25 protein-coding genes are annotated in these 24,796 nt (G+C 68.1%); 16 read left to right on the top strand and 9 right to left on the bottom strand.

Annotated features, from left to right (window positions below; genetic code table 11):
- Positions 1-140 precede the first annotated feature (140 nt).
- Positions 141-2,024, top strand: a complete 1,884-nt coding sequence (locus NF556_RS13615) for an ABC transporter substrate-binding protein (protein ID WP_252591458.1) — start codon at positions 141-143, stop codon at positions 2,022-2,024.
- An 80-nt stretch (positions 2,025-2,104) separates the two neighbouring features.
- Here the strand turns inward: NF556_RS13615 and NF556_RS13610 are convergent, their stop codons facing one another.
- The 4 genes from NF556_RS13610 to NF556_RS13595 all read right to left on the bottom strand — a co-directional run bounded on the left by NF556_RS13610 (position 2,105) and on the right by NF556_RS13595 (position 5,027).
- Positions 2,105-2,386, bottom strand: coding sequence for a cupin domain-containing protein (locus tag NF556_RS13610; RefSeq protein ID WP_252591457.1), 282 nt, complete (start codon positions 2,384-2,386; stop codon positions 2,105-2,107).
- Positions 2,383-2,649 carry a hypothetical protein gene (locus NF556_RS13605; RefSeq protein WP_252591456.1) on the bottom strand — a complete coding sequence of 89 codons (267 nt, stop codon included), beginning with the start codon at positions 2,647-2,649 and terminating at the stop codon, positions 2,383-2,385. Before NF556_RS13605 ends, NF556_RS13610 begins: the two co-directional genes overlap by 4 nt.
- Before the next feature lie 168 nt (positions 2,650-2,817).
- The gene (locus tag NF556_RS13600) at positions 2,818-3,675 is read right to left on the bottom strand and encodes a serine hydrolase (protein ID WP_252591455.1); all 858 of its coding nucleotides are present in this window, start codon (positions 3,673-3,675) and stop codon (positions 2,818-2,820) included.
- Positions 3,615-5,027: a GntT/GntP/DsdX family permease gene (locus NF556_RS13595; RefSeq protein WP_252591454.1), complete on the bottom strand. Its 1,413-nt coding sequence runs from the start codon at positions 5,025-5,027 to the stop codon at positions 3,615-3,617. Before NF556_RS13595 ends, NF556_RS13600 begins: the two co-directional genes overlap by 61 nt.
- 202 nt (positions 5,028-5,229) lie before the next feature.
- Between NF556_RS13595 and NF556_RS13590 the strand changes: the two genes are divergently transcribed.
- Positions 5,230-6,789 (top strand): N-acyl-D-amino-acid deacylase family protein, encoded by a 1,560-nt coding sequence (locus NF556_RS13590; protein ID WP_252591453.1) that lies wholly within the window; start codon positions 5,230-5,232, stop codon positions 6,787-6,789.
- 43 nt (positions 6,790-6,832) lie between these two features.
- On the opposite strand, the gene NF556_RS13585 is transcribed toward NF556_RS13590, so the two are convergent.
- Positions 6,833-7,222, bottom strand: a complete 390-nt coding sequence (locus NF556_RS13585) for a thioredoxin family protein (protein WP_252591452.1) — start codon at positions 7,220-7,222, stop codon at positions 6,833-6,835.
- Positions 7,223-7,338: 116 nt separating this feature from the next.
- On the opposite strand from NF556_RS13585, the gene NF556_RS13580 reads away from it, so the two are divergent.
- The 6 genes from NF556_RS13580 (at position 7,339) to NF556_RS13555 (ending at position 12,858) form a co-directional block, all read left to right on the top strand.
- The gene (locus tag NF556_RS13580; RefSeq protein ID WP_252591451.1) at positions 7,339-8,754 is read left to right on the top strand and encodes an NAD-dependent malic enzyme; all 1,416 of its coding nucleotides are present in this window, start codon (positions 7,339-7,341) and stop codon (positions 8,752-8,754) included.
- A 4-nt stretch (positions 8,755-8,758) separates the two neighbouring features.
- Entirely contained in the window at positions 8,759-9,145 is a 387-nt protein-coding gene (locus tag NF556_RS13575) for a VanZ family protein (protein ID WP_252591450.1), read from the top strand.
- The gene (locus NF556_RS13570) at positions 9,142-9,717 is read left to right on the top strand and encodes a YqgE/AlgH family protein (protein WP_252591449.1); all 576 of its coding nucleotides are present in this window, start codon (positions 9,142-9,144) and stop codon (positions 9,715-9,717) included. The genes NF556_RS13575 and NF556_RS13570 overlap by 4 nt, the downstream gene beginning before the upstream one ends.
- A gap of 32 nt (positions 9,718-9,749) precedes the next feature.
- Complete coding sequence (locus NF556_RS13565; protein ID WP_252591448.1) at positions 9,750-10,061, top strand: DUF3039 domain-containing protein; 312 nt, start codon at positions 9,750-9,752, stop codon at positions 10,059-10,061.
- A gap of 110 nt (positions 10,062-10,171) precedes the next feature.
- The gene (locus tag NF556_RS13560; RefSeq protein ID WP_252591447.1) at positions 10,172-11,026 is read left to right on the top strand and encodes a phosphatase PAP2 family protein; all 855 of its coding nucleotides are present in this window, start codon (positions 10,172-10,174) and stop codon (positions 11,024-11,026) included.
- 80 nt (positions 11,027-11,106) lie between these two features.
- Positions 11,107-12,858 carry a DEAD/DEAH box helicase gene (locus tag NF556_RS13555; protein WP_252591446.1) on the top strand — a complete coding sequence of 584 codons (1,752 nt, stop codon included), beginning with the start codon at positions 11,107-11,109 and terminating at the stop codon, positions 12,856-12,858.
- A gap of 69 nt (positions 12,859-12,927) precedes the next feature.
- Here NF556_RS13555 and NF556_RS13550 read toward each other — a convergent pair whose 3' ends face one another.
- On the bottom strand, positions 12,928-13,476 hold the full coding sequence (locus tag NF556_RS13550; protein WP_252591445.1) for a Uma2 family endonuclease: 549 nt from the start codon (positions 13,474-13,476) through the stop codon (positions 12,928-12,930).
- A 133-nt stretch (positions 13,477-13,609) separates the two neighbouring features.
- On the opposite strand from NF556_RS13550, the gene NF556_RS13545 reads away from it, so the two are divergent.
- The gene (locus NF556_RS13545; protein ID WP_252591444.1) at positions 13,610-14,530 is read left to right on the top strand and encodes an RDD family protein; all 921 of its coding nucleotides are present in this window, start codon (positions 13,610-13,612) and stop codon (positions 14,528-14,530) included.
- Here the strand turns inward: NF556_RS13545 and NF556_RS13540 are convergent.
- Together NF556_RS13540 and NF556_RS13535 are read right to left on the bottom strand one after the other, a co-directional pair.
- The gene (locus NF556_RS13540; RefSeq protein ID WP_252591443.1) at positions 14,514-15,419 is read right to left on the bottom strand and encodes a hypothetical protein; all 906 of its coding nucleotides are present in this window, start codon (positions 15,417-15,419) and stop codon (positions 14,514-14,516) included. The two genes, NF556_RS13545 and NF556_RS13540, sit on opposite strands and share 17 nt — an antisense overlap.
- 160 nt (positions 15,420-15,579) lie before the next feature.
- Complete coding sequence (locus tag NF556_RS13535; RefSeq protein ID WP_252591442.1) at positions 15,580-16,155, bottom strand: isochorismatase family protein; 576 nt, start codon at positions 16,153-16,155, stop codon at positions 15,580-15,582.
- Between the two features lie 142 nt (positions 16,156-16,297).
- Between NF556_RS13535 and NF556_RS13530 the strand changes: the two genes are divergently transcribed.
- Positions 16,298-19,183: an ABC transporter permease gene (locus NF556_RS13530; protein WP_252591441.1), complete on the top strand. Its 2,886-nt coding sequence runs from the start codon at positions 16,298-16,300 to the stop codon at positions 19,181-19,183.
- 58 nt (positions 19,184-19,241) lie between these two features.
- Here the strand turns inward: NF556_RS13530 and NF556_RS13525 are convergent, their stop codons facing one another.
- Positions 19,242-20,582: a nicotinate phosphoribosyltransferase gene (locus NF556_RS13525; protein ID WP_306238058.1), complete on the bottom strand. Its 1,341-nt coding sequence runs from the start codon at positions 20,580-20,582 to the stop codon at positions 19,242-19,244.
- Between the two features lie 35 nt (positions 20,583-20,617).
- Between NF556_RS13525 and NF556_RS13520 the strand changes: the two genes are divergently transcribed.
- From NF556_RS13520 to NF556_RS13500, 6 genes are all read left to right on the top strand, one after another.
- The gene (locus NF556_RS13520; protein ID WP_252591440.1) at positions 20,618-21,349 is read left to right on the top strand and encodes a sulfite exporter TauE/SafE family protein; all 732 of its coding nucleotides are present in this window, start codon (positions 20,618-20,620) and stop codon (positions 21,347-21,349) included.
- Between the two features lie 61 nt (positions 21,350-21,410).
- A complete protein-coding gene (gene clpS, locus NF556_RS13515; RefSeq protein WP_252595809.1) occupies positions 21,411-21,731 on the top strand; it encodes an ATP-dependent Clp protease adapter ClpS in 321 nt (106 codons plus the stop codon).
- Positions 21,731-22,342, top strand: a complete 612-nt coding sequence (locus tag NF556_RS13510) for a DUF2017 family protein (protein WP_252591439.1) — start codon at positions 21,731-21,733, stop codon at positions 22,340-22,342. The genes clpS and NF556_RS13510 overlap by 1 nt, the downstream gene beginning before the upstream one ends.
- Before the next feature lie 33 nt (positions 22,343-22,375).
- On the top strand, positions 22,376-22,501 hold the full coding sequence (locus NF556_RS21410) for a hypothetical protein (protein ID WP_256829312.1): 126 nt from the start codon (positions 22,376-22,378) through the stop codon (positions 22,499-22,501).
- A 207-nt stretch (positions 22,502-22,708) separates the two neighbouring features.
- On the top strand, positions 22,709-24,163 hold the full coding sequence (gene gltX / locus NF556_RS13505; protein WP_252595808.1) for a glutamate--tRNA ligase: 1,455 nt from the start codon (positions 22,709-22,711) through the stop codon (positions 24,161-24,163).
- 70 nt (positions 24,164-24,233) lie between these two features.
- Positions 24,234-24,773, top strand: a complete 540-nt coding sequence (locus NF556_RS13500) for a hypothetical protein (protein WP_252591438.1) — start codon at positions 24,234-24,236, stop codon at positions 24,771-24,773.
- Positions 24,774-24,796: the final 23 nt, after the last annotated feature.

The raw sequence follows: 24,796 nt of genomic DNA, 5'->3' as shown, positions 1-24,796 counted from the left end.
TCCTTTCGCAGCAGCGCCATGAAGTGGCGCCGCCTCTACCCCCGAGCCCTCCGTCTGTGTACACTCTAACTGAACGGTACTCGTTGGGGCTAAACAGTCAAATCGTCATTGGAGGAACATTGAAGATCAGGCGCACAACCATGGCGATTGTGGCCGCGGGAGCCCTGGTGCTGTCCGCTTGCACGTCCGGGTCTGAGGAAGAGGACCCGACGCAGGACGACAGCCAGGGCAGCGAAGAGGGCTCGGAGGACGACGGCGGCGAGTCTGCCGCTCCCGGTGGGGAGGACGAAAGCGAAGCGACCTCTGGTGGCGGCGAGGATGCCGCGCCTGCTGGTGACTCCGCCAAGCCGGACCTTGGTGAGATCACCACCAAGGAAGACAACATCTTCTTCTCGGTCGGCGCTGACGAGTGGGTTGGACTCAATGCAAACACGCCAGAGACCAACTCCGTCTACAACCAGGTGGTCTCCGGCCGGCTGGGGAGCAGCTTCTGGTACTACGGCACCGACGGCACCATCTACCCGGACACCGACTTCGGTTCCTATGAGATGGTCTCCGAGGACCCGCTGACCGTCGAGTACACCATCTCCGACGAGGCGGTCTGGGAGGACGGCACGCCGGTCACCTACAACGACTTCCTGTTCGACTGGGCCTCCAACAACCCGCCGTCGATCTACGGCGAGCTGGCAGAGGGCGAGGAGCCGGTGTTCAACACGGTTGCCAGCGACTTCGGCCTCTACGTGCCAGAGGGTCCGCAGGGTGAGCTGGACGGCAAGACCTTCACGGTCGAGTACCCCGAGCCCTATCCGGACTGGGAGCTCAGCGTGGGTGGGGCCCTGCCAGCGCACATCGCCGCTGAGGCGAGCGGGATGACCTCCGAGGAGCTCGTCACCGCGATCCAGGAGGGTGACGTCGACGCGATCGCACCGGCCGCCGAGTTCTGGAACACCGGCTGGCTCTCCCCGGACAAGACGCTGCCGGACCCGGCCATCGCGCTGTCCAGCGGCCCCTACAGCATCGACCCCGCAGGCGGCGCCGAGTGGAGCGTCGGTGAATACATCACGCTCGGCCCGAACGCGAGCTACTGGGGCCCGCCGCCGGCCACGTCGAACCTGACGTTTCGCTTCGCGAACCCGGAGACCCACGTCCAGGCCCTGAGCAACGGTGACCTCAACATCATCGAGCCGCAGGCCACCGTGGACACGGTGCAGCAGATCGAGGCCCTCGGCGACTCCGTCACCATGGAGACCGGCGACACGATGACGTTCGAGCACCTCGACTTCAACTTCGCCGAGGACAGCCCGTGGGCTGAGGCGCAGGGTGGTCTGGCTGCTCGCGAGGCGTTCGCCCACTGCGTGCCGCGTCAGCAGATCGTGGACAACCTGATCAAGCCGATCACCGAGGACGCGGTGGTCATGAACTCCCGCGAGGTGTTCCCGTTCCAGGAGGGCTACGACGAGCACGTCGCGGCCATCTACGACGGTCGTTACGACGAGGTTGACCTGGAGTTGGCGAAGGAGAAGTTCGCCGAGTCCGGTCTCGAGGAGGGCACCGAGATCCGCATCGGTTATGGCGCGGGCAACCAGCGTCGTGTCGACATCGTGGCTCTCATCAAGGCGTCCTGTGACCAGGTCGGCTTCAACATTATTGACGCCTCGGCCCCGGGTCTGGGTGACGTCCTCTCCTCTGGTGACTGGGAGATCGCCCTGTTCGCGTGGGCGGGCTCTGGCACCGTCACCGGCTCGGCCTTCTGGTATGAGATTGATGGCGCCGGCAACATGGGCGGCTGGGTCAACGAGGCTGCTGACGAGGCGTGGAACACCATTTCCACCACCCTGGACGAGGATGTCCAGAAGGAGCAGCTGGCCATCATCGAGACCGAGGCGTGGAACACGCTGCACAGCATCCCGATCTTCGCGCACCCGGGCGTCATCGCCTATGACTCGACGATCGACAACGTGATCCTCAACGCCAGCCAGACCGGTGTTGTCTGGAACGCAGAGCAGTGGGCCCGCGCTGAGTGATCGCAATTTGGCACGTAGCTCCCGGAGGCCCGCGTTAACAGGGGACTTCGGGAGTTACGTGCGGTGGCCGGTCAGCATCGTCAGACGATGAAGTTGAAGCGGATGTCCCTCGGCATCACGTGGACGGCGGCAAAGTCTGGGGTGCCGGCGACGTGGTGGACCTCGCCCGCTGGCACCACGAAAGTGTCGCCAACGCCCAACTCGTGAACGGCATCGGCGAACGTGATGCTGCAGGAGCCCTCAACAATGACCAGCGCCGACTCGAGCGAGGCTGTGTGCGCGGGAAATGCTGTCCCGTCGGTGCCCACCATCCGTTTCATGACGAGCGCAGCGCCCTCAGCCAGTTCAACGGTCTCCCTCATCGTGGGTCCCTCCTGGAGTGCTTCATGTCGGCTGATCTCAAGGACCCATAGGTCACCACGAAGGCTTCGCAGCCATCGCTGGGGACGGAGTAGTAGTTCGTGATCGCGCGCAGCTCGCGGAACAGAATCGTGGTCGCTGCGCCATCGGCGGACTGCGCGATCTGCTGGGTCAGCTCGCGGATCCGGGTGAGTTCAGGGTGATGGGCGCCGTGGACTCGCTCGAGAATCGGGGCGAGCTGCGCGGCGGTCGATAGGTCGGTCATCTGCACGTCTCCCTGTTCTCGTGATGTCCTCAGGTTAGGAGGTGTCTCATCGGGAGTCCTTGACCTGCGTCAAGCAGCGTGGCCGCGCGAACGAAGCCCGCACCACGGCCGTGGGTGCCCGCAACAGTTGGACCCAAGAGACGCCACGAGTGGCCCTGGACAGGACACCTAACCAGGGTGAACCGTGGGTGTGAACTCCTGGACAAGGGCAGCTGCGGTTCGGCCCATGATGTGAGCAGGGACTCCGCCGCCGGAGCTTGCGGCCACCCCGGACACACCGCTAGACAGCATGGCGACGGCTGTCGTGGCCCCACCACGACGGAGCAGAGCGATGTCGTGCCGCGTGCCGACCAGCTCGCCGGTCTTGTTCAGGCACGTCACGTCGTCGGGCAGAAGACTCGGGATGCGGTCTCGAATCTGCTGCTGCCCCAAGATGTCTAGGGCCAGTTGCGCACAGTCGTCGCCCGAGCTGGCCTTGTCGTCGAGGTCAAGCAGGAGCCGGACGGCAGCGGCCGCCGAGGCGAAATTGTCCTGTTCCGGCGTGCTGGCAGCGTGCATCATGAGGCGATTCAGCTCGAAACCCTCGAAGAGCGGATGGCCCCACGCCTGACGAAACTCCGCCAGCCCCAGGTGGTTGATGAGAGCGTTCGTCGCCACGTTGTCGCTGATGGTGATCATCAACGAGAGGGACTGCAGCACCGTGAGCGATGCCACGTCCAGGTGCTGCAAGACACCGGCACCCCCAACCCGGTCGGATGGACCGATGTCGACGCGGTCGGAGAGGCCCAGGTGCCCGGCGCGAACCCTGTCCAGGACCGTGGCCATGATCGGGAGCTTGATGATGCTCGCGGAGGGATGGCGGACATCCGCGTTGTCCCTGAGGTCGACGCCTTGGCCCAGGGCGCAGAGTGACCATTCACCATCGACGTGCTGAAGCTGGTGGTGCCAAAGGTCCAGTGTCGAACTCACAACAAGATCCAGAACAGCGCGGCGAGGACGAAGACGCTCACGGTCATGACCGTCCACCCAGCGATCAGCATGGCCTTGAGGTTCTGGGAGCGAGCGATGCCCATCTGTCCCACCATGTCACCGTTCGGGAACGGGCCGAACCAATCTATCTGGCTTCCGCCGAGGAGGGCCGCAGCCCAGGCGATGGGAGGGATGCCCAATGACGCGGCGAGTGGCGCGAAGAGTTTGTCGATCAGGACCACTTGAGCGACTGCAGCACCAGCGATGCCAATCCACCCGACGAGCAGGGTCAACATAAGGAAGGGCCACGGTCCGGCGTCTTGCATCGCCGGAGCCACAGCATCCAAGAGGACCTGATAGGCCCCCGAATTCTCGACGATCACCAGGATGACGTCGAAGAACCAGAACATGAAGAACAACCAGAGCAGGGTCCCCGCGCCACGACAGAACGTCGTCACGGCGTGTGAGGGATCGAGTCGACCAGCAATGCTGGTGGTCAGCGCCGTGGTGAGCATGACGACGATGGCATAGACATAGCCAGCCTGGATGACGATGCCGATCACGGTCATCACCAGAATCGTGCCGATGAACGCGGCTGCTGCGGTGCGAGCGTGCGCAGGTTGGTCGGCCGGCGATGTCAGATCGGCGAGGTCCTCTTCGCCATACGTCTCATCTCTCGTGCGCGCATTCAGCACCCGGGTCATGACGAACCCGACGATGACGAAGACCGCTGCCAGAGGGAGTCCAGCGCCGAAGAGATACTCCGAGTAGGAGATGTCGGCTGCCCCCATGATGGTCACGACCGGGGGCGTGAACGGGCCGAGAACCAGGCCGGCTGCCCCAGCGGTGTGCAACGTCACGGCTGTGGCCGGGCGAGAGAGCGAGGCCGCGGCAGCGAGGGGGATGACCAGGGGCGCGATGATGGAGTTACCGCCGGCCAGCGTCCCGAGCGAGCCGACAATCAGGATGGCCGCCAAGACGATCCCGAGCTGGGTCCGCGTCGTCGATTCGGTGCCCGCAACCTTCATGACCGAGGAAACCAACGCCTGGGCTGCACCCGTTGCGTTGGCAATCGCACCGACTCCAGCGCCCAGCAGGATGATGATGCCGACCACGGTGATGAAGGACCCCATCGAGTCCGCCAGCGCGGTCCCGATGTCGAGCAGGCTCAACCGCGCGAGGATCATCGCCGTCACCATCGCGATGAAGGTGCTCAACAAGATGTTGAGCTCCAGCAGGGCCAGGAGGGCATACACCACGATGGGCAACAGCCCCCACAGCCCGAGCGCTCCCTGATCAAAGATGGCGACGCAGAGGGCGACAACAACGGCCGCCCCGGCCAGACTCCAGCCGACCTTCGCCTTCCGGTCGAGGCCCGTCACTGATGCTTCGGACGTGGTGTCGGTCATTGGACCCTTTCCAGTGGTCGCCGTTGAGAGGGCGTTCGGGGACAGAGCCCAGCCATGTTAGTCCCGGTGACGCGCATGACAACCATGGCCCGTCAGGCAAGGGCGTGGCCGGGCGAGTGTTGCTGAGGAGACGGGCCGGTCTGGGTCAAGGCGAGTGAGTCTCCGCCCATGAAACGATGGCCACCGTGGACAAGGAGTGTGGATGATCGAGCTGGCCATCAACAACGCCTGGCTGGTGGATGGCACCGGGGGGCCCGGCAGGAGGGCCTCCGTCGGTGTCGCAGACGGCCGGATCGTGGAGGTCGCCACGGCAGACCTGCCCGCCGCCAACGTGATCGATGCGCAGGGCGAGGTGTTGGCCCCGGGGTTCATCGACATCCATTCCCACGCAGATTTCAGGGTGGAGTCCCACCCACGCTCGGAGACCCAACTGGCGCAGGGCGTCACGACTTTGGTCGCGGGGAATTGCGGGCACTCTCCCTTTCCTGTCGTCGACGTCGACGCTCTTGCCTCGACATCGTCGTTCTTGCGGCCCGAACTGTCCTGGAACTGGCGCGATCTGGCTGGGTTTCGGGATTCCGTCGCTGCCTCCGGTCCTGGCGTGAACGTTGCCCTGCAGGTCGGACACGGCGCGCTGCGGGTGGCAGCGATGGGCACGGCTGATCGGCCCCCGACCGCGTCCGAGTTGGAGCAGATGTGCTCGTTGCTCCGAGAGGCAGCGGAGCAGGGCGCAGTTGGTTTCAGCACTGGGCTGATCTACGTGCCTGGTTCGTATGCCCGCCAGGACGAGGTCGAAGCTCTGGTGGCGACGGCGGCCGAGTGCGGCCTGACCTACTCCAGCCATGTGCGCAACGAGACCGATGGTGTCCTTGGTGCCGTGGAAGAGGCGATCGGGACCGCTCGTCGCACAGGGGTCACTCTGCAGGTTTCGCACATCAAAGCGATGGGCCAGCGGAACCACGGCAAGGTCGAGCAGGTCCTGGAACTCATCGACCAGGCGGTGGCGCAGGGCGTGAATGTTGGTGCCGACGTCTATCCCTACACGGCATCCAGCACGACGCTCGCCTCGCGCCTGCCCTATTGGGCGCTTGATGGTGGCACTGCGGAACTTCTCCGGCGACTGGCGGATCCGTCACAGCGGCAGTTGATCCGTGAGGAGGTGGCGACCCGACTTGCTGGCGAGATCGACCCCGCAGGGATTGTCTTGGCTGGCATGCCACCCGGGAAGTTCTCAGCGGCCGTCGGCAGCTCGATCTCTGACCTCGCTGAGGAGGAGGGGTGGGAGCCGGCGGAAGCCCTCTTATCCGTCCTGGAGGAGCACCAAGGCGCTGTTTCTATCATCAACCACGCCATGGCCGAGTCGGACCTTGAGGCAGCCCTGCGCCACCCCTTGGTGTCGGTCGTCTCCGACGGCTGGGAACTTGCCGCGTCAGGTGACGGGCTGTCCCACCCGCGTAGCTTCGGCAGTTTTGCTCGGGTCCTCGGGCGCTACGTCCGTTCCAAGGGTGTGCTCAGCCTTGAGGAAGCGGTCCGCAAGATGACGTCCCTGCCAGCATCCCGGATGGCGGTTGGCGAGCGTGGCGTGGTGCGCCCCGGGGCGATTGCTGACCTGGTTGTGTTCAACCAGGACACGGTCTCCGACCACTCGACGTATGCAGATCCGTGGCAGTTGGCCAGTGGTGTCAGCACGGTGGTGCTCCAAGGGCGCGTCGCCGTTCGGGGAGGTGTCGTGCTGGACGAATCAGCCGGGACGGTGCTCTGAGGATTGAGAGCGTCTGGGAGGACGCAACCCTCAGTCGGGGTGCTCAGCCCTGCGGCTGGTCGCCAGCCATCTCGGACTCAGCCTCGGCCAACTTGGCGCGCACCTCGTCCATGTCGAGCTCCTTGAGCTGACTGATCAGGCTCTCCAGCCCGGCTGCGGGCAGCACGCCAGGCTGCGCGAAGAGCAGGATGCCGTCGCGGAAGCCCATGACCGTGGGGATCGAGGTGATCTGCGCACCGGCGGCGAGCTCCTGCTGCGCCTCGGTGTCGACCTTCCCGAACACGACGTCGTCGTGCTTCTCGGCGGCCTGCTCATAGACCGGTGCGAAGGCGCGGCACGGTCCGCACCAGGACGCCCACCAGTCGATCAGGACGATCTCGTTGTCGGACAGCGTCTGGTCCAGGTTCTCTCGTGTCAGTTCCATCGTGCTCATGACGGGTCCAACGGCACCCTCTGGCCAGACATTCCCCGAAGCGCGGCGAGGGCGATCTTGATCACATGCCGGGCGCCTGGGCTGCGCGGACCCACCGATGGGCAACAATGGCAGTTATGGGTTTCGCGCCGTCAGTCTCCAACTCGATCACCGTCCGCCTCGAGATCCCCGCACGGGCAACCGTCGTCGGCGAGCTCACGACCGTCATCGAGAAGGAGGGGGGCATGGTCACGGCGGTTGACATCGCCGAGTCCGGTGCCGAGCGATTGCGGACTGACCTGACGATCGCCACCTGGGGCGAGGCCCACGCCAAGCAGATCGTCGAGGCCATGCGCACGGTGCGCGGCGTCGAGATCGGCAAGGTCAGCGACCGCACCTTCCTGATGCACCTCGGTGGCAAGCTGAGCGTGGAGTCCAAGCAGCCGATCCGCAACCGTGACGACCTGTCGATGGTCTACACCCCCGGTGTCGCCAGGATCTGCCAGGCGATCGTGGACAACCCGGAGGACGCCCGCCGCCTGACCATCAAGCGCAACACCGTCGCCGTGGTCACCGACGGCACCGCGGTCCTGGGCATGGGGGACATCGGCCCGCTCGCGGCGATGCCGGTCATGGAGGGCAAGGCAGCGCTGTTCAAGCGCTTCGCCGACGTCGACGCCTTCCCGATCGTGCTGGACACCAAGGACGCCGACGAGATCGTCCGCATCGTCAAGGCCATCTCGCCGGGGTTCGCCGGCATCAACCTCGAGGACATCTCGGCCCCGCGCTGCTTCTACATCGAGCGGCGCCTGCGCGAGGAGCTCGACATCCCGGTGTTCCACGACGACCAGCACGGCACGGCGATCGTCGTGCTCGCCGCCCTGCGCAACGCACTCCGGGTGGTCGACAAGGAGCTGTCCGAGGTCAAGATCGTGCTCTCCGGGGCGGGGGCCGCGGGGACGGCCATCCTGCGCCTGTTGATCATGGCGGGGGCCACCGACGTCATCGTCTCCGACGTACACGGCGTCCTCCACGGCGAGCGTGAGGACATCGCCCGCGGCGACAACGCCAACATGGCCTGGATCGCCTCCCAGACCAACCGCGGCGGGCTCCAGGGCTCGCTCAAGGAGGCCCTGGTCGGTGCGGATGTCTTCATCGGTGTCTCCGCGGGCAACATCCTCACCGGCGACGACATCGCCACGATGGGCGAGGACGCGATCGTCTTTGCGATGGCCAACCCGACCCCCGAGGTTGACCCGGCCGACGCTGCAGAGCACGCCACCGTGGTGGCCACCGGCCGCAGTGACTTCGCCAACCAGATCAACAACGTGCTGGTCTTCCCGGGTGTCTTCCGCGGGCTGATGGATGCCCAGAGCGACCACATCACCGACGAGATGCTCCTCGCGGCCGCGATCGCGCTCTCCGACGTGGTCGGGGCCGAGGAGCGCAACCCGACCTACATCATCCCCAGCGTCTTCAACCCCAAGGTCAGCAAGTGCGTGGCGCAGGCTGTGGAGAAGGTCGCCCGGGAGCGTCTCGAAGCCACCTCCTGATCACATGCAGGCCGTATGCCGTGGGCTGGGTTGGCTCCTGCTGCTCACCCTGCTCCTGGCGCAGGTCTGGGGGCTCTACCTGCTCGTCCCCTCCGAGGGGGAGCCGTTCTTCGTCGGGCAGGACAAGGTCGCCCACGCCCTGCTGTTCGGGCTTCCGTTCGCCCTCGCCCTGGTGCTGGGCGCGTGGCCGGTGAGCCTCGGCATACTCCTGCATGCCGTGCTGAGCGAGCCCCTGCAGGGGCTGCTCACCTCCACCCGCACACCCGACGCGTGGGACACGCTCGCCGACCTGGTCGGCATCGCCCTGGCCGGTGCGCTCGTAATGCTGGTGCGCCGACGCGGCGAGGGGTCTGCGGTGACTGAGCCCGACGCCGTGAGGGTCGCCCCGTGACCGCGCAGGAGGAGCCGTCGTCGCTGGCCGGTCAGGTGCTGGTCGCCACGCCACTGACCGGGCAGTTCTTTGAGCGCTCGGTGGTGCTCGTCCTCCACCACGACGACAACGGCGCCACCGGCGTCACCCTCAACAAGCCGATGGAAGCCCCCGTGCGGGCCGTCCTGCCGGACTGGCAGCCGCATGTGACACCTCCCGGGGTCCTCTTCCAGGGTGGGCCGGTGCAGACGGACTCGGCCATGGGCCTGGTCAGTGTGCCCGGGGGCGTGGCGGCCCACACCGAGGCGCTGGGCATCTCCATGTTGTTCGGGGGACTGGCCCTCGTCGACCTCGATGCGCCGCCACCCGTCGTGGTGCCCGAGATCGCCGGCCTGCGCATCTTTGTCGGCTATGCGGGCTGGAGCGAGGGGCAACTGGAGGAGGAGCTGATCGACGGGGCCTGGTATGTCGTCGAGCGCGAGCCCCGCGACCCGTTCCACGAGTCCGCAGACCTGTGGCGCGACGTCCTGGTGCGCCAGCGCAACTCGCTGTCCCTGCTCGCCAACTACACCCAGCACCCCGAGCACAACTGAGCTTCGCGCGCCCACGCCGCTAGAATGTCCTCATGTTCTCGAGCATGTCGCAGCAGCCGTTGGACGCCCCCGAGGCCCCGAGCGGGCCGTCCACCCAGACCGCGGTCCTGGAGCGGGAGGACACCAGCACCGATCCACGGCTGAGTGAGCCGGGTGACCATGAGCGGTTTGCGCACTATGTGCGCAAGGAGAAGATCATGGAGAGCGCGATGTCGGGTGACCCCGTCGTCGCGCTCTGCGGCAAGATCTGGGTGCCCGGGCGGGACCCCAACAAGTTTCCGGTGTGCCCCATGTGCAAGGAGATCCACGACGGTCTGCGCGCACCCCAGGACGGCGGCGAATAGGTCTCGTGGGGCCGGGGACCCGCTCTGAGCGAGGCGTCGGGTCCGGTCCCGGCCTGCACCACCTGTTGTCCGCCGTGCCGCGCACAGCGGGCCTGTGGTGGGGTGCGACCATGCTGCTCCTCGGCGTGGTGGGCACGTGGCTGAGCTGGGGCTTTTTCGTGGCCACGGCCAGCGGCCAGCGACTCGATGAGGCGGCGTTCTCCGGCTCGCGCATCGGCCGGCGCACCCTGTGGACCGCGGCCGAGCCGGTCCTGCAGATCGTCTCGGTGCCCTTCCTCATCCTCGTCCTGATCGTCGCGGGGGCCGTCGCTCTCGCTCGCCAGCGGTGGGTGCTGCTGGTCCAGGTGTCGCTCCTGATCGGCGGTGCGAACCTGACGACCCAGGTGCTGAAGAAGTTGATCCTGGATCGTCCTGACCTGGTGGAGGCCATCAGTCTGCGGGACAACTCCCTGCCGAGCGGTCACACCACGGTCGCGGCCAGTGTCGCCGTGGCCCTGCTGCTCGCCGTGCCGCGGTCGGCGCGACCGTTGGTGGCAGTCCTCGGTGGTGCCTACGCGGCGACCACGGGGGTCTCCACCATGATCGGCGCCTGGCACCGCCCTTCCGATGTGATCGCCGCCTTCACCGTCGTGCTGGCGTGGGCCGGTGTGACGACGATGGTCGCGGCGCTCGCCCGCCCGGAGCATGCGGGACCGGACCGTGGCGTGCCCGGTGCGGTCAAGGCCGTCTCCGGCCTGCTCGGGCTGGGCGCGCTGGTCTGTGGGGCGATGGGGGTCATCACGCTGGTCCGCACCCACGAGTTGTTGGCAACGGTTGCGGAGCTGACGGAGCGCTCCGAACTCGCCACCGCCTATGTCGGGTCAGCCCTGGGTGTTGTCGCGGCTGCAGCAGCGTTGTTTGCCCTCGCGCTGGTCGGGCACGAGGTCGCTTCGCGGCGGTCCGCGCAGCCCGAGCTGACCCGCTGAGCGCGCCACGGCGCGCGGGCGACCAGCGGGTTTGCGAGCGGGTTCAGAACTGTCACCGAGAACTCGTATCCTGATCGGCGATGTCCACCTCAGCTGCCTCTCATCTGCCCCCCGCCTATCCCGAGCGGGCAGCGTGGGGAACCGCCGGCAAACTGCGCGCCTGGCAGCAGTCGGCCCTCGATCAATACCTCACCGACGGCCCCCGCGACTTTCTCGCCGTGGCGACTCCCGGGGCCGGCAAGACGACCTTCGCGCTGAAGGTCGCCACCGAGCTGCTGGACGCCGGCATCATCGAGCGCGTCACCGTGGTGGCGCCGACCGAGCACCTCAAGACCCAGTGGGCCGAGGCCGCAGCGCGCGTGGGCATCAACATCGACCCACGGTTCGCCAATGTCAACGGTCGACACTCGGCCGACTTTCACGGTGTGGCCGTCACCTATGCGGGGGTGGCCAGCAAGCCCCTGCTGCACAGGGCGCGCACCGAGACGGCCAGGACGCTGGTCATCCTCGACGAGATCCACCACGGTGGCGACGCCCTGAGCTGGGGCGAGGCGATCCGGGAGGCCTTTGAGCCAGCCACCAGGCGCCTGTCCCTGACCGGCACCCCGTTCCGCTCCGACACCGCCGCGATCCCGTTCGTGCGCTACCAGATGGACCACGAGGGTGTCCTGCGCTCTGAGGCGGACTACACCTACGGCTATGCGGAGGCACTGCGTGACGGCGTCGTGCGCCCGGTCCTGTTCCTCGCCTATGGCGGCAGCATGCGGTGGCGCACCAGGGCAGGCGACGAGATCTCCGCGCAGCTGGGCGAGGCGCTGACCAAGGACCTGTCCAAGCAGGCCTGGCGCACTGCCCTGGACCCGGGCGGCGAGTGGATCCCCACCGTGCTGTCGGCCGCGGACAAGCGTCTGACCGAGGTGCGCCGCGGCGTCCCCGACGCAGGTGGCTTGGTGATCGCCGGCGACCAGGCTTCTGCGCGCGCCTACGCCCGACAGCTGGCCGAGCTCACGGGGGAGAAGCCGACCCTGGTCCTCTCCGACGACAACGGGTCCTCCCGGCGGATCGAGGAGTTCGCGGAGAGCGACGCGCGGTGGATGGTCGCCGTGCGGATGGTCTCCGAGGGCGTTGACGTGCCGCGCCTGTGCGTCGGGATCTATGCGACCTCCACCTCGACCCCGCTCTATTTCGCGCAGGCGATCGGCCGCTTCGTGCGGGCCCGCCGGCGCGGTGAGACGGCCTCGGTCTTCCTGCCGAGCGTGCAACTGATCCTGGCGCACGCCGGATCCATGGAGCTGCAGCGCGATCACGCCCTGAACAAGAAGCGCACCGACGAGGACGGCCTGGACTGGACGCCCGAGGACAATCTGCTGGCCGAGGCCAACGCCACCGAGCAGGCCCTGGACCCCGAGCAGGGCTCGTTCGAGGCGCTGGAGTCCGACGCCCTGTTCGACCACGTGCTCTTCGACGCCGAGCAGTTCGGGCTGGGGGCTCTGCCCGGCAGCCAGGAGGAGGAGGACTACCTCGGGCTCCCCGGGCTGCTCGAGCCCGACCAGGTGGCTCACGTGTTGCGGGACCGGCAGCGCAAGCAGGTCAAGAACGGCGGCGGGCGTCAGGCCGCCGAGCGGGTCTCCGCGCACCGCGCCCTGGCCGAGCACCGCAAGGAGCTCAACAAACTGGTCTCCGCCTATGCCTCCAAGTCTGGCCAACCCCACGCGATCGTCCACGCCGAGTTGCGCCGTTCCTGTGGTGGCCCAGAGCTGGCCACGGCGAGCAGCGAGCAGGTCACCCAGCGCATCGACGCCATCCGCCGCTGGTTCGTCGGCCGCCGCTGACCCACCCAGGCCGATGATCGCTCGGCGGACGGGTCCGCTGACCGGACCACACGGCATACGGCAGGCCGGTCAGCGCACCAGGTCTGCGGGACTCACCCGCACCGGGACCGGGGACTGCACCTGAAAGGTCGTCTGGCCGGTGGCCGTGGCCCGCTCGGTGAACTCGGTGCCCGACAACTCCCAGGCGGTGATCGACGGACGCTCCGGGTCGACCACCCAGTAGTGCGCGACACCGGCCTCCTGGAAAGCGGCCTTCTTGAGGTTGAGGTCGATCAAACGCGTGCTGGGGGAGAACACCTCGACGGCGAGCACGGGCACCCCGAGCATCTTTCGCTCCGCCAGCGCCGCGCGCGTGGCCACCAGGAGGTCGGGCTGCAGGACGGTGAGATCACTCACGGTGACATCGAGAGGGGCCAGCATGACCTCCAGTGCGTCGGGCACCCCGTCGCGCAGGATGACGTAGAGGTTGCCGACGACCCGCTGATGGGGCACGGCGGGAGACGGGGTCACGATCAGTGCCCCATCGATGATCTCGTAGCGGTTGCCGTCATCGGGCATCGCCTCCAGGTCCGCGGCAGTGAAGGTCCGGCCGTGCGGCATCTGGATCAGGTCGGTCATAACCTCCATGGTGCCCCCTATCCGGTGTGGGCGCCACGATGACAGAGCCCGCGGGCTCACCGCTCCGTTCATCCACAGGCAACTTCCCCGTGTGGTGGTCATAGGAACCGCCCGTCCGTGGGAGGCTAGAGGCATGAATACACGTGCGGCAGGGTGGTACGACGACCCGCAGGACGCCAACCTCCTGCGCTACTGGGACGGTGTGACGTGGACCGAGCACACGAGCCCGCGGCAGAAGCCCGGTCTCGAGCAGGCGGGGGCCGGTCAGGGCGCGCAGTACGGCGCGCCGGGAGCGCCACAGGACCAGCAGGGTTATGGACAGCAGGGCCAGCAGGGCTACGGACAGCAGGGCCAGCAGGGCTACGGACAGCCGGGTTACGGTCAGCAGGACCAGCAGGGGGCACCGCAGTACCCGACCTACGGTTCGCCGCAGTATGGCGCTCCGCAGGACCAGCAGAACAACCCCTACGGCCCGCAGCAGGGCGGGTGGGGCCAGCCGATGCCCGGCGGTGGCTACACCGGCACGGTGACCGGTCCGACGACACCCGACGGGCAGCCCATCGCCGCGTGGGGCATGCGCTTCCTGGCCCGGATCCTCGACTCCATCGTGGTGGCCATCATCGGTGGCGGACTGGCCATGGTGTTGGTGCCGGACTTCATGGACAACTACCTGGCGTGGTTTGAGGATGACTCCAGCGGGATGACCATGCCCGCCGACCTGGTGGGCGACTTCGCGATGGTCTCCCTGATCATCGCCGTGCTCGGCCTGGCCTACGAGATCCTGATGCTGAAGTTCTTCAGCGGCACGGTCGGCAAGCTCGCCACCGGTCTGCGGGTGCGGCTGCGCGAGCAGGCCGGCCCGCTGTCCTGGGCCACTGCAGCGATCCGTGGCGCGGTGTGGCAGGGCCCGACCCTGCTGTCGGGCGTGCAGGGGATCGGCAACTTCACCGGGATCTTCAATCTCCTCAACGGTCTGTGGCCGCTGTGGGACAACAAGAAGCAGTCGCTGAACGACAAGGCCGCCAAGACCAACGTGGTCAAGAAGCAGGGCTGAGCAGCCCGAGCGCGGTCAGCTCGGTGATCGGGTCGAGCACCCCGCAACAGCCGTATGCCGTGAAGCGCTCCCGCAGGCCGCTCACCTGGTCGTCGGTCAGGTCGCGGGCGCGCTGGACAAGGTAGTCGGCGTCCCGTTCGGTGATCGTGGCCACGACCCGCTCCAGGGGCGTGGCGGCCTCCGACTCCATGTCCGTCGCGGCCCCGCGTGCGTGTCGGACCGCGAGTTCGGTCGCCAGCAGCACGTTGAGCAGGCCGTGCTGACGCTCGGTCCCACCACCGGGCGTCGGCACGTCGGTGGGCACGGCGTGGTGCAGGCCACCGGTGAGCTTGAACGGCAGGCGCCGCCTCGCGCAGCCGAGCAGGAACCCGGCCAGCACCTCGGGGCGGGGCAGGGGCACCTGCGGGGTCGACTGGGTGCGCAGCTTGGCCCGCACGCGGTGGTGCTGGGCGGCCTCAGCGACGTCACCGATCTGGGTGAGCATCGCCTCGGTGGACGGCCCGATCTCGACGGCGATGGGCACCTCCCAGGCGAGCGCATCGCGCCACCCGCGTCGGTGGGCCAGCTCCACACCGGTCAGGGTGACCTGCTGCGGGACCTCACGGGAGAGCCGCTCGACGGCCTCGGTCAGCATGACGGGCTCCGTGCCTCGGCGGGCGATCACGCAGACGGGCAGGGGCTCAGCAGTCGAGGGGGCCTCGCGCAGGACGTCGATCAACTCACCCACGGCCCCGGCGCCGATCACCAGTGGCCCGATGAGCTCGGCATACGGCCCGTTGGCTCGCTCGCGGAACTCGGCCACTGCCACCTCGACCGGCGCCAGGCCGGGAGGGAAGACAGCGGCGTCATCGAGCAGCCGGTGGAACAGCGACGGTGGCACCATGGACACGCTGAGCACGCTACTGCACTAGGCTCGGGCGGCACGCCGTGACAACTCGACCCAGGACAGGAACGTTATGCAGACTCTCATCGACTCAGCCATCTTCGTCGTGATCTTCTTCGTCGTCTTCTACGCGTTCTACGCCCTGTTCAAGCGTCAGAGCTGAGCCTCACGAGCGCACGGTGACCCCCGCGGCCCGCAGCTCTGCCAGGGCCGCCGTGGTCGAGTCCGGGGCGACGCCAGCGGTGAGGCCCAGCAGGACCGTGGTGTCCAGCCCCTCGGTGCGAGCATCCAGGGCGGTCGCGCGCACGCAGTGATCCGTGGCGATGCCGACGACATCGACCGAGGTCACCTCCCGCTCGCGCAGATAGTCGGCCAGTCCGATCCTGCGGTCCGCGGTGTCGGTGAAGCCCTCGAAGCCGGAGTAGGCCGCGGCATACTGCCCCTTGCGGAAGACCGCCTGCACCTGGTCGAGGGCCGGTGCCAGCTCAGGGCGGAACTCGGCCCCGACGGTCTCGGCCTCGCAGTGGACCGGCCAGGAGTCAACAAAGTCCGGCTCGTCCGACCAGTGGTCCCCGGGGTCGATGTGCCAGTCCGCGGTGGCCACCACCACGGCGTAGTCCTCGCGGTGTCGGGCCACGTGCTCACTGATGCCGGCAGCCACGGCGGTGCCGCCCTCCACGGCCAGCGAGCCGCCCTCACAGAAGTCGAGCTGGACGTCCACGATGATGAGTGCTCGGGTCATGGCTCAACGGTAGGTGGTCGCCAGGACCGGCGGCGGCCCGGGTGAGGGCCGGCGGTGCAACGGTGCTTGCGATGCGACGGCACCCGTGATGGGGTGTCTGGGCAGGCCGGGCCCGCGAAGGTCCCGGGGGACAGGGGAGTCGATGGGCCGCCAGCGTGGGCAACCGGAGGTGCGGCTGCCCGGTCGGGTGCGGGCCCTCGGGCTGCTGCTCGGGCGTCAGTTCCGTCGCGACCCCTGGGTGTCCGTCCTGCTGGCGCTCGTGATCCTGGTGGTCTCACTCCTGGCAACCGCGTGGCCCCGAATGGTGCTCGACATGAACACCCGGCAGGTGCCCTATGTTCTGAGCGACCTGTCGGAACTGCGCAGGGATGTTGCCGCAACGGCGTCGGTGTGGGTGGTCCCACCGCTCGCCGACGAGTCTCGGGTGCCGGGGTCCGGCGCTGAGGGCTGGTCCCTCCTCGCTGACAACCTGGAGGAGCTCCGTGCTGAGCAGCCAGAGCCCTTGCGGTCGGTCCTGCAGCCCGGCGGGGTGTATGCGGAGTTGTTGCGTCCGCTGCCCACCGCACCGGCGCCTGTGGGCGCCGCCTTCGAAGGGCTGCAGTTGACGCTGCGCGTCGACCCGGAACTGCCAGAGCAGGTCGACCTTGTCCGGGGTGAGTGGCCGGAGGCGATGGTCAACCGGGACTCCCTCGGCGGCCGTAGCCTGCTGGGCGTTCCGGCGTCCGAGGAGTTGCCCTCAGGGGACTTCGAGTTGATCCAGGTGGCCCTCCTTGACGAAGCCGCCCAGCAACTCAACTGGCAGGTCGGGGACACCTGGGGCGCCGTGCTGCTGACCGGCACGTACCAACCCCGGGACCCAGAGGACCCTCGGTGGGGCCATGCCGGGAACAGTGCGAGTCTGGGCACCATCTCCTCCCAGGGGAGCAAGATCGCCACGGCGGCGGGCTATCTCGCCCCCGACAGCACCGCCGCAGTGGACACCGTGCCCGCCGAGTTGCGGGTGCGGGCCTTTCTGCCCCTGGATGCCACGGAACTGCGCGGCGACCAGGTCGATGAGGTGCTGCGCCAGTTGCAGCAACTGGGTTCGGCCCAGTCGGTCCTGCTCGCGGAGGGCGAGGTCGGGCCGGTCAACCAGGGGGTGGTCGTCACCCTCGACACCGAGGCACTCGCGACCCTCCAGGGACTCCTTGAACAGCAACAGACCACTGCGTCGGTGCTCGCCGTGCTCGCCGCCGGGCCGGTGGGCGTGACGCTGGCCGTCCTGCTCCTGGGGGCACGACTGATCCAGGCGCGCCGGGCCAGCAGCGTGGGCCTCGCGGTCGCTCGCGGCGCCTCGAGCCGGCAGGTCCACACCGTCCTGGGCGTGGAAGGCATGCTGATCGGGGTGCCTGCGTCGCTGGTGGGATATCTGGCAGCGGGCCTGATGCTGCCCGCTCAGGGCGTTGCGGTGCGGGACGTTGCGGTGGTGGCCGTCGCCGGTCTCACGCCAGCCACAGCACTCCTGGTGACGGCGGGGCGCGGGACCGTCAGGGAGGTGCGTCGCGATCTGCGGTCCCGCACCGGGAGCCGGTGGCGAGCCGTTGTCGAGGTCGGTCTGTTCGCCCTCACAGGCTTGGCGGTGTGGCGTCTGATGACGCGTGGGCTGGTTGGAGTGGAGACAGAGCCAGAAGCTGACGGCGGGGAGGTGGGGGCTGCGACAGAGGCACTTGGTGGCAGCAGCGCCGGCGGTTCAGGGGGCTCCGTGGTGCAGGAAGCTGCGGGTGTCGACCTGCTGATGGCTGCGACCCCCCTGCTGGTGGCCCTGGCAGCGTGCGTGATCACCATGCGGCTCTATCCCCTGCTGGTGCGGATGCTCCTGGCCCTTGTGCGTCGTGGCAGAGGCATTGCCGGCTTCCTGGGAGTCGCCGGTGCCTTGCGCAACCCGGCAGCAGGAGTGCTGCCCGCCCTCTCGGTCATCCTGGGTGTTGCCGTGGCGGTGTCTTCGGCAATCCTGGCGTCCACGGTGATCGCCGGTGCGTCCGCCGCAGTCTGGGAGACGGCGGGAGCTCAGGTCCGGGTCTCGGGTCCGACCATGGGACTGGATGAGCGACGGGCGCTGCGCGAGGTCGACGGTGTGGCAGAGGTGGCCACGGCGCGTGAGATCGACCGGCAGACCGCACTCTCTGACGGGATCAGTGCCGATGGTGTCCGAGTGGTGGTGATCGACGAGGAGATGCAGGAGGTGTCGGCCGACGCGGGGCCGCTGCCAGCCCTGCCGCCTGAACTGTTCGAGGTGCGTCAGCCTGCGCCAGTTCTGACGATCGGATCACTGACCGAAGCGGAGGGCACAGCTCATCTGCGCAGCTTCGGTTCGGTGGAGGTGGTTGGGCACCGGGCCACCTTGCCGGGCGTGCGCACCCGCGGGTCCACTGTCGTGATGAGCATCAGCAACTGGGAGAGCGTCAGGTCCAACGTCAGCTCAGGCAACGCCGCCCTGGTGAGTCTCACTGGGGATGTTCCGGCGGACGAGGTGACCGACGCGCTGGCTTCTTCTGTCCCAACCGCCCTGGTGGAGACACCGCAACTCCAGGAGGAGGAGTTCCGGGCCGCACCCGTCACGTCTGGACTGCTCGCGGCTTTCCTCCTCATGGTTGTGGTGGGTTCAGTGCTCGCCGCGCTGGCCATCCTGTTGGCCCACCACCTCGACTCGCGTGCGCGGGCACGGATGCTCAGCGTGCTGCGCACCCTGGGGATGGCTCCGCGTCAGGGTCGCGGACTGACCGCCTGGGAGCTTGGGCCGTTGGTCGGCACAGCCATGGTCGTGGGGGCAGTGACCGGCGCGCTCGTGTCGTGGGTCCTGGTCCGCGCCGTCGACCTCACCGGGCTGACCGGGGGAGCAGCCCAACCAGAGTTGGCCGTCGACGGCACACTGCTGGCCCTCGTCCTGGGAGCTGTCGCGGTCACCATGGTCGCGACCATCACCGTGTCCGCGATCCTGGCCGCACGCTCCGACCTGGCACAACAACTCCGCATCGGCGACGAGGGGTAGGAGACGAGGGACAGGTGACGACGGATTGGCGCCTGAGGGATCGCTCGGCCCCGAGCGGTCAGTCCTCCTCGACCTCGCTGCGACTCGCCTCGTCCTCATAGACCGTGCGGATCGCCGGCTCACCGTGCGAGAGCCGCAGCCCCTTGGTGGGCAGCTCGGCGCGGGACCTCGCGTGGTGCTCGCGGGCGGACTGCGCGTCAGTGGGCACCAGCACCTCCCCACCACGGACCAGCTGGACGAGCAGGTCACGGTCATCCCCGTCGTCGACCGGAGCGATGTCGATGCCGATCCGCTCCTCGTGCGCGACGCCGGTCACGTTGCGCCGCCGCAGGGCGTGCTTGCGACCGCCGACCGAGGCCTTGTCCTGGCTCTTCTTGGCCACGCCCTCGAGCTGACCGTTGGCGTCCTCGCGGGCGACCAACTTATAGACCAGCCCGGCCGCAGGGGCACCGGAGCCGGTCACCACCCGGGTCCCCACGCCATACGCATCGACCGGTGCCGCCTGCAGGGCGGCGATCGCAAACTCGTCCAGGTCGGAGGTGACCACGATCCGGGTGTCGGTGGCACCGAGACCGTCGAGCTGCGCGCGCACCTCGTGCGCCTGGGAGACCAGGTCCCCGGAGTCCAACCGCACCCCACCGAGCTCCGGGCCAGCCAGCTCGACGGCCAGCTCGACCGCGTTGGTCACGTCATAGGTGTCGACCAGCAAGGTGGTGTTGAGCCCGAGGCTGTCCAGCTGGGAGGCGAACGACTCCCGCTCGGAGTCGTGCAGCAGGGTGAACGAGTGGGCCGCCGTCCCCTTGGTGGGGATGGCGTGGCGGCGCCCGGCCTCCAGGTTGGAGGTGGAGCCGAACCCCGCGATGTATGCCGCACGGGCGGCTGCCAGGGCAGCCTCCTCGTGGGTGCGGCGCGAGCCCATCTCAATGCACGGACGGTCGCCGGCCGTCGCGGTCATCCGGGAGGCCGCCGCGGCCACGGCGGAGTCGAAGTTGAGGATGGACAGCGCCAGCGTCTCCAGGATGACGCCCTCGGCAAAGGTCGACTCGACGATCAACAGAGGGGAGCCCGGGAAATAGCACTCTCCCTCGGCATACCCCCAGATGTCGCCGGTGAAACGATAGTTGGCCAGCCACTCCAGGGTCTGGTCATTGACCACCGCGGTCTCGCGGAGGAAGTCGATCTCCTCGGGACCGAACGTGAAGTCGGCCAGGGCCTCCAGGAAGCGCCCGGTGCCGGCGACGACGCCATAGCGACGTCCCTCGGGCAGGCGTCGGGCAAAGGCCTCGAAGACGCAGCGCCGGTCGGCGTGACCACTGGCCAGGGTGGCTTGCAGCATGGTCAGCTCGTAGTGGTCGGTCATCAGCGAGGTGCGCGGGCGGTTCAGTGCGGTCACCTGCAGCACTCTAGAGAATGCGTGCCCCGTAAGGTGAGTCGGTGATTCTCGGGGTTCCGCTGTGGGTGCTGGCGGTCATTGCGCTGGCCCTCCTGGTGGGGACCATGGTGCAGGGGCTGGTGGGCCTCGGGCTGGGACTCGTGGGCGCGCCGGTGGCCACTCTGGTCGCCCCGGAGCTGATGCCCGGCCTGCTGCTGTGCACCGCGGTGGTCCTGCCGGTGCTGCAGCTTGCCGGCAACCGCGAGCAGATCGACTGGCGCGGCCTGGCCTGGGCGCTGCCGGCCCGCCTCCCGGGCACGGTGCTCGGCGTGTGGTTGGTCGCCTCGTTCACCGAGCGCCAACTGTCGGTGGCCGTCGGGGTGATGGTGCTCGCAGCGGTCCTGCTCACCTGGCACACGGTGACGGTGCCGATCACTCCGGGCACCCTGGTCGGCGCGGGGATCATCTCTGGTGTCACCTCGACCGCGACCTCGATCGGCGGTCCTCCGATCGCGATCCTCTATCAACACCGATCCCCGGTGCAGATTCGCAGCACCCTGGCGGTCTACTTCGCTCTCGGTGCCGTCATCAGCCTCGCCGGGCTGGGCATCAGCGGGCAGTTGCAGGCCCGGGAGATCTGGCTGGCCGCGCTGTTCGTGCCCTGCCTGCTGGTCGGTCTGTGGCTCTCCCGGCGGGTGGGCGCACGCGTGTCACCGGTGCGCATCCGCAACATCATGCTGGCGGTCTGTGCCGCCTCGGCGCTGGCCCTGCTGGTGCGCGCCCTGGCGGGATGATCAGCGTCGCCGGGCCAGAGCCTTCCCGGTGACTGGCGGTCGTAGAGTGGGCGCCGTGTTCATGTCCTCATTCCCCTCGGCGACCGGCCCTGCTGCCCCCGGGCCACAGGAGGCCGGGCAGGTCGCTGTGCTGGACCGACCAGAGGTCGAGCTGCCCTGGGTGACCATCGTCTGGAACGACCCCGTCAACCTGATGTCCTACGTCTCCTGGGTCTTCCAGAGCCACTTCGGCTATTCGAAGGAGAAGGCCGAGAAGCTGATGATGCAGGTGCATGAGGACGGTCGGTCCGTGGTGTCCTCGGGGACGCGCGAGAAGATGGAGGCGGACACCGAGGCGATGCACGGCTACGGCCTCTGGGCGACCTTCCAGAAGGACGACTGATGGCGACGATGTTCCGTGTCCGCAAGGGGCGGTTCACCGCCACCTGGGACACCGGGGAGGTCGCGATTGTGCTCCACCTGCTGCGCCTGACCCGTGACTTCGTCGCGCCCGAGCGCGAGGACACCGGAGACCCGTTCCTGGACCTCGTTGCCGGTCTCGGTGGCACGGCGGACCCGGAGGAGCCCAGCGACCCGGCCCTGCGCCGGTTGTTGCCACCGGCTCACCGCACCGACACCGAGCAGGCCGCTGAGTTCCGACGCCTCACCGAACACACCCTGCGCTCGCGCAAGGCAGCCAACCTGGCGACCGCGATCGCTGCCCTCACCGAGGCGCTGCCAGAGAGCGGTGACCACGAGCCGACCGACCCGGTGAAACTCACCTTGGACGCGGACCAGGCGCGGGCCATGACGATGGCGCTGACCGACATCCGGCTGATCCTGGGGGAGCGGCTCGAGATGCGCAGCGAGGAGGACTCCGAGCGTCTGCACGAGGAGTTCGCCGCCGCGATCCAGGGCCAGGGGGAGATGGACCCCTCCACGGTCCAGCAGATGGCCTACTACGACTTCCTCACCTGGGTGCAGGAGTCCCTCACCCACGCGCTGCTGCGCTAGCAGCCGGCAGCCTTGTCGCGCTATCGTCAGTCGATGGATACCGCCGGGGAGCCCCACGTCAGCGTGGAAGAGTTGATCGCCCGTCGCCGTGACACCCCGCGAATCGACGCTGCTGCACTGCGCGAGGACATCGATCAAGTGCTGGATCCGGCTCTCTGACTGCTTGACTTGAGGTCGTGTTCCTGGGCTTCTGGGGAAGGATAGGCTCGGGCCACCATGACTGAGCAGGCACAGACACCCAACACCGAGCCCCTGACCGACCCGACCGGCGCACCGACCGGCGATCCCGCCGAGGGGCTGCCCGGCGCTGTCCGGCTGCGCGTTGCGCCGAGCCCGACCGGCGACCCACACGTCGGCACGGCCTACATGTCGATGTTCGACCTGGCGTTTGCCCGCCAGCAGGGCGGCCGGTTCATTCTGCGCATCGAGGACACCGACCGGGCCCGGTTCCAGGAGGACAGCGAGCAGCAGATCTATGACACGCTCTCCTGGCTCGGGCTCAACTGGGACGAGGGACCCGACAAGGGTGGGCCGTGTGCGCCCTACCGGCAGTCTGAGCGGTTGGACACCTACCGGCCGTATGCCGAGCGTCTCCTTGCCGAGGGCCACGCCTACCTGTGCTGGTGCTCGGGGGAGCGGCTCGCGCAGATGCGCGAGAAGCAGCAGAAGCTCAAGCAGCCCACGGGCTATGACCGGCTCTGCCACGGCAAGACGCGCGAGGAGCGGGCCGAGCTGCCCGGCTTCAGCGAGACCCCGGTCGTGCGCATGTTCATCCCTGAGGACGCACCGTTGGTTTTCACCGACCTGGTGCGCGGGGAGGTTTCCGCGCCGCGGCCCGATGACCAGGTGATCGTCAAGGCCGATGGGTTCCCGACCTATCACCTGGCCGTGGTGGTGGACGACCACGAGATGGGGATCACCCACGTCGTGCGCGGCGAGGAGTGGATCTCCAGCACGCCCAAGCACGTGCTGCTCTATCAGTGGCTCGGCCTGCCGGTCCCGGCGTTCGCGCACATGCCCCTGCTGCGTGATGAGAAGAAGGCCAAGATCTCCAAGCGCAAGAGCCCGTGGGCGCGGCTCACCTGGTTCAAGGAGCAGGGCTATCTGCCCGAGGCGTTGGTGAACTTCCTGGCGCTGCTCGGCTATCCGCCGATCATTGAGGAGGACGGCACTGAGCGGGAGGTCTTCACCTTCGAGGAGTTCAGCGCAGGCTTCGACTGGGGCAAGGTCAACAAGGTCGGCCCCGTCTTCAACCTCGAGAAGCTCAACTGGCTCAACGGGCACTACCTGCGTCAGCTCGAGCCCGGCGAGGTCGCCACCCGACTGCTGCCCTACCTGCAGACGGCGGGTGTCCTGTCTGACCAGCCGAGCCTGCCGGAGCTGGGTCGCCTCAAGGCCGTGGCGGAGCTGGTCCAGACGCGCATCGTGATCCTCACCGACGCTATGCCGCTGATCGCGCCGTTCTACACCCCCGATGCCGAGCTGCCGATCGCTGATGACGCCCGTGGCCAGCTCAAGGACGACGCCGGCGGCGTGCTCGACGCTGCCCTGGCGGCGCTGGAGCCCATCGACGGTGCCATCACCGACACCCTCGACGTCCAGCCGGACTGGAACCACGAGCGGATCGAGCAGGCGCTGCGTGCCGCGCTCGTCGAGGGACTGGGCATCAAGCCGAAGTTCGCCTTCGGGCCGCTGCGCACTGCAGTGTCCGGACAGCGGATCTCCCCGCCACTGTTCGAGTCGATGGAGATCCTGGGCAAGGCCTCGACCCTGGCACGACTCACCCGTCTGCGGGACGAGCTGGTGACTGCGGCAGGCTGACCGGACCACCGGAACCCCCTGGCTCGCACCAGCGTCAGAGTGACGCCGGTCCACCGTCGAGGGAATCACGATGTCGCACCTGATCCGTTCCGCGAGAGTGCTGCTGGTTGCTGGGCTCGTCCTGCTGGTCATCGGTGGGGGCGTGCTCGGGACCTCCCTGCGAGCCCAGCAGGAGGCCCGTGATGACCTGACGTTGCTGCGGGTCGCCAACGACAACCTCGAGATGGTGATGCAGGCGCGCATCGATGAGGTGCAAGGGCAGGACAGTCTCGCCTTCACACCACCCGACGACGACGCGCTGGCAGGCCACGTCGACTACGTGCGGGAGCTGGCGCCGGAGACGTCCGGCCCCGGCCTGGCGAGGTTGCTGGCCCTCGATGAGACTCTCGCGTCAGCGGATGATCCAGCAGCTGTCCTGATGGATGTGGCTCTGGCGCTGGACGCCCTGACGTGGGACACCATGGATCCGGTCATCGACCGGCTCGAGGCGGCCCAGACCCGCATCTGGTGGTCGTTCTGGCTGACCGGACTGACGGTCGTGGCGCTTCTGTGCGCTGCCCTCGCACGGGTCGGGGATCACGATTTTGGAAGTGCCTCGTCAGACCGGTAAGGTTGGCCCTCGGTCCGCCCCCC

The organism is Ornithinimicrobium faecis, assembly GCF_023923225.1.
GTDB lineage: Bacteria > Actinomycetota > Actinomycetes > Actinomycetales > Dermatophilaceae > Ornithinicoccus > Ornithinicoccus faecis.
The sequence above is the reverse complement of the archived record's forward strand: the minus strand, read 5'-3'. Positions and strand labels throughout refer to the sequence as shown.

Coding starts and splice junctions, on each gene's coding strand:
- NF556_RS13565 (WP_252591448.1), top strand. CDS start 9,750: ATGTTCTCGAGCATGTCGCAGCAGCCGTTGGACGCCCCCGAGGCCCCG.
- NF556_RS13590 (WP_252591453.1), top strand. CDS start 5,230: ATGATCGAGCTGGCCATCAACAACGCCTGGCTGGTGGATGGCACCGGG.
- NF556_RS13510 (WP_252591439.1), top strand. CDS start 21,731: ATGGCGACGATGTTCCGTGTCCGCAAGGGGCGGTTCACCGCCACCTGG.
- NF556_RS13560 (WP_252591447.1), top strand. CDS start 10,172: ATGCTGCTCCTCGGCGTGGTGGGCACGTGGCTGAGCTGGGGCTTTTTC.
- NF556_RS13555 (WP_252591446.1), top strand. CDS start 11,107: ATGTCCACCTCAGCTGCCTCTCATCTGCCCCCCGCCTATCCCGAGCGG.
- NF556_RS13500 (WP_252591438.1), top strand. CDS start 24,234: ATGTCGCACCTGATCCGTTCCGCGAGAGTGCTGCTGGTTGCTGGGCTC.
- NF556_RS13615 (WP_252591458.1), top strand. CDS start 141: ATGGCGATTGTGGCCGCGGGAGCCCTGGTGCTGTCCGCTTGCACGTCC.
- NF556_RS13585 (WP_252591452.1), bottom strand. CDS start 7,222: ATGAGCACGATGGAACTGACACGAGAGAACCTGGACCAGACGCTGTCC.
- NF556_RS13610 (WP_252591457.1), bottom strand. CDS start 2,386: ATGAGGGAGACCGTTGAACTGGCTGAGGGCGCTGCGCTCGTCATGAAA.
- NF556_RS13535 (WP_252591442.1), bottom strand. CDS start 16,155: ATGACCCGAGCACTCATCATCGTGGACGTCCAGCTCGACTTCTGTGAG.
- gltX (WP_252595808.1), top strand. CDS start 22,709: ATGTCGATGTTCGACCTGGCGTTTGCCCGCCAGCAGGGCGGCCGGTTC.
- NF556_RS13580 (WP_252591451.1), top strand. CDS start 7,339: ATGGGTTTCGCGCCGTCAGTCTCCAACTCGATCACCGTCCGCCTCGAG.
- NF556_RS13550 (WP_252591445.1), bottom strand. CDS start 13,476: ATGACCGACCTGATCCAGATGCCGCACGGCCGGACCTTCACTGCCGCG.
- NF556_RS13575 (WP_252591450.1), top strand. CDS start 8,759: ATGCAGGCCGTATGCCGTGGGCTGGGTTGGCTCCTGCTGCTCACCCTG.
- NF556_RS13545 (WP_252591444.1), top strand. CDS start 13,610: ATGAATACACGTGCGGCAGGGTGGTACGACGACCCGCAGGACGCCAAC.
- NF556_RS21410 (WP_256829312.1), top strand. CDS start 22,376: ATGGATACCGCCGGGGAGCCCCACGTCAGCGTGGAAGAGTTGATCGCC.
- NF556_RS13595 (WP_252591454.1), bottom strand. CDS start 5,027: ATGACCGACACCACGTCCGAAGCATCAGTGACGGGCCTCGACCGGAAG.
- clpS (WP_252595809.1), top strand. CDS start 21,411: ATGTCCTCATTCCCCTCGGCGACCGGCCCTGCTGCCCCCGGGCCACAG.
- NF556_RS13605 (WP_252591456.1), bottom strand. CDS start 2,649: ATGACCGACCTATCGACCGCCGCGCAGCTCGCCCCGATTCTCGAGCGA.
- NF556_RS13530 (WP_252591441.1), top strand. CDS start 16,298: ATGGGCCGCCAGCGTGGGCAACCGGAGGTGCGGCTGCCCGGTCGGGTG.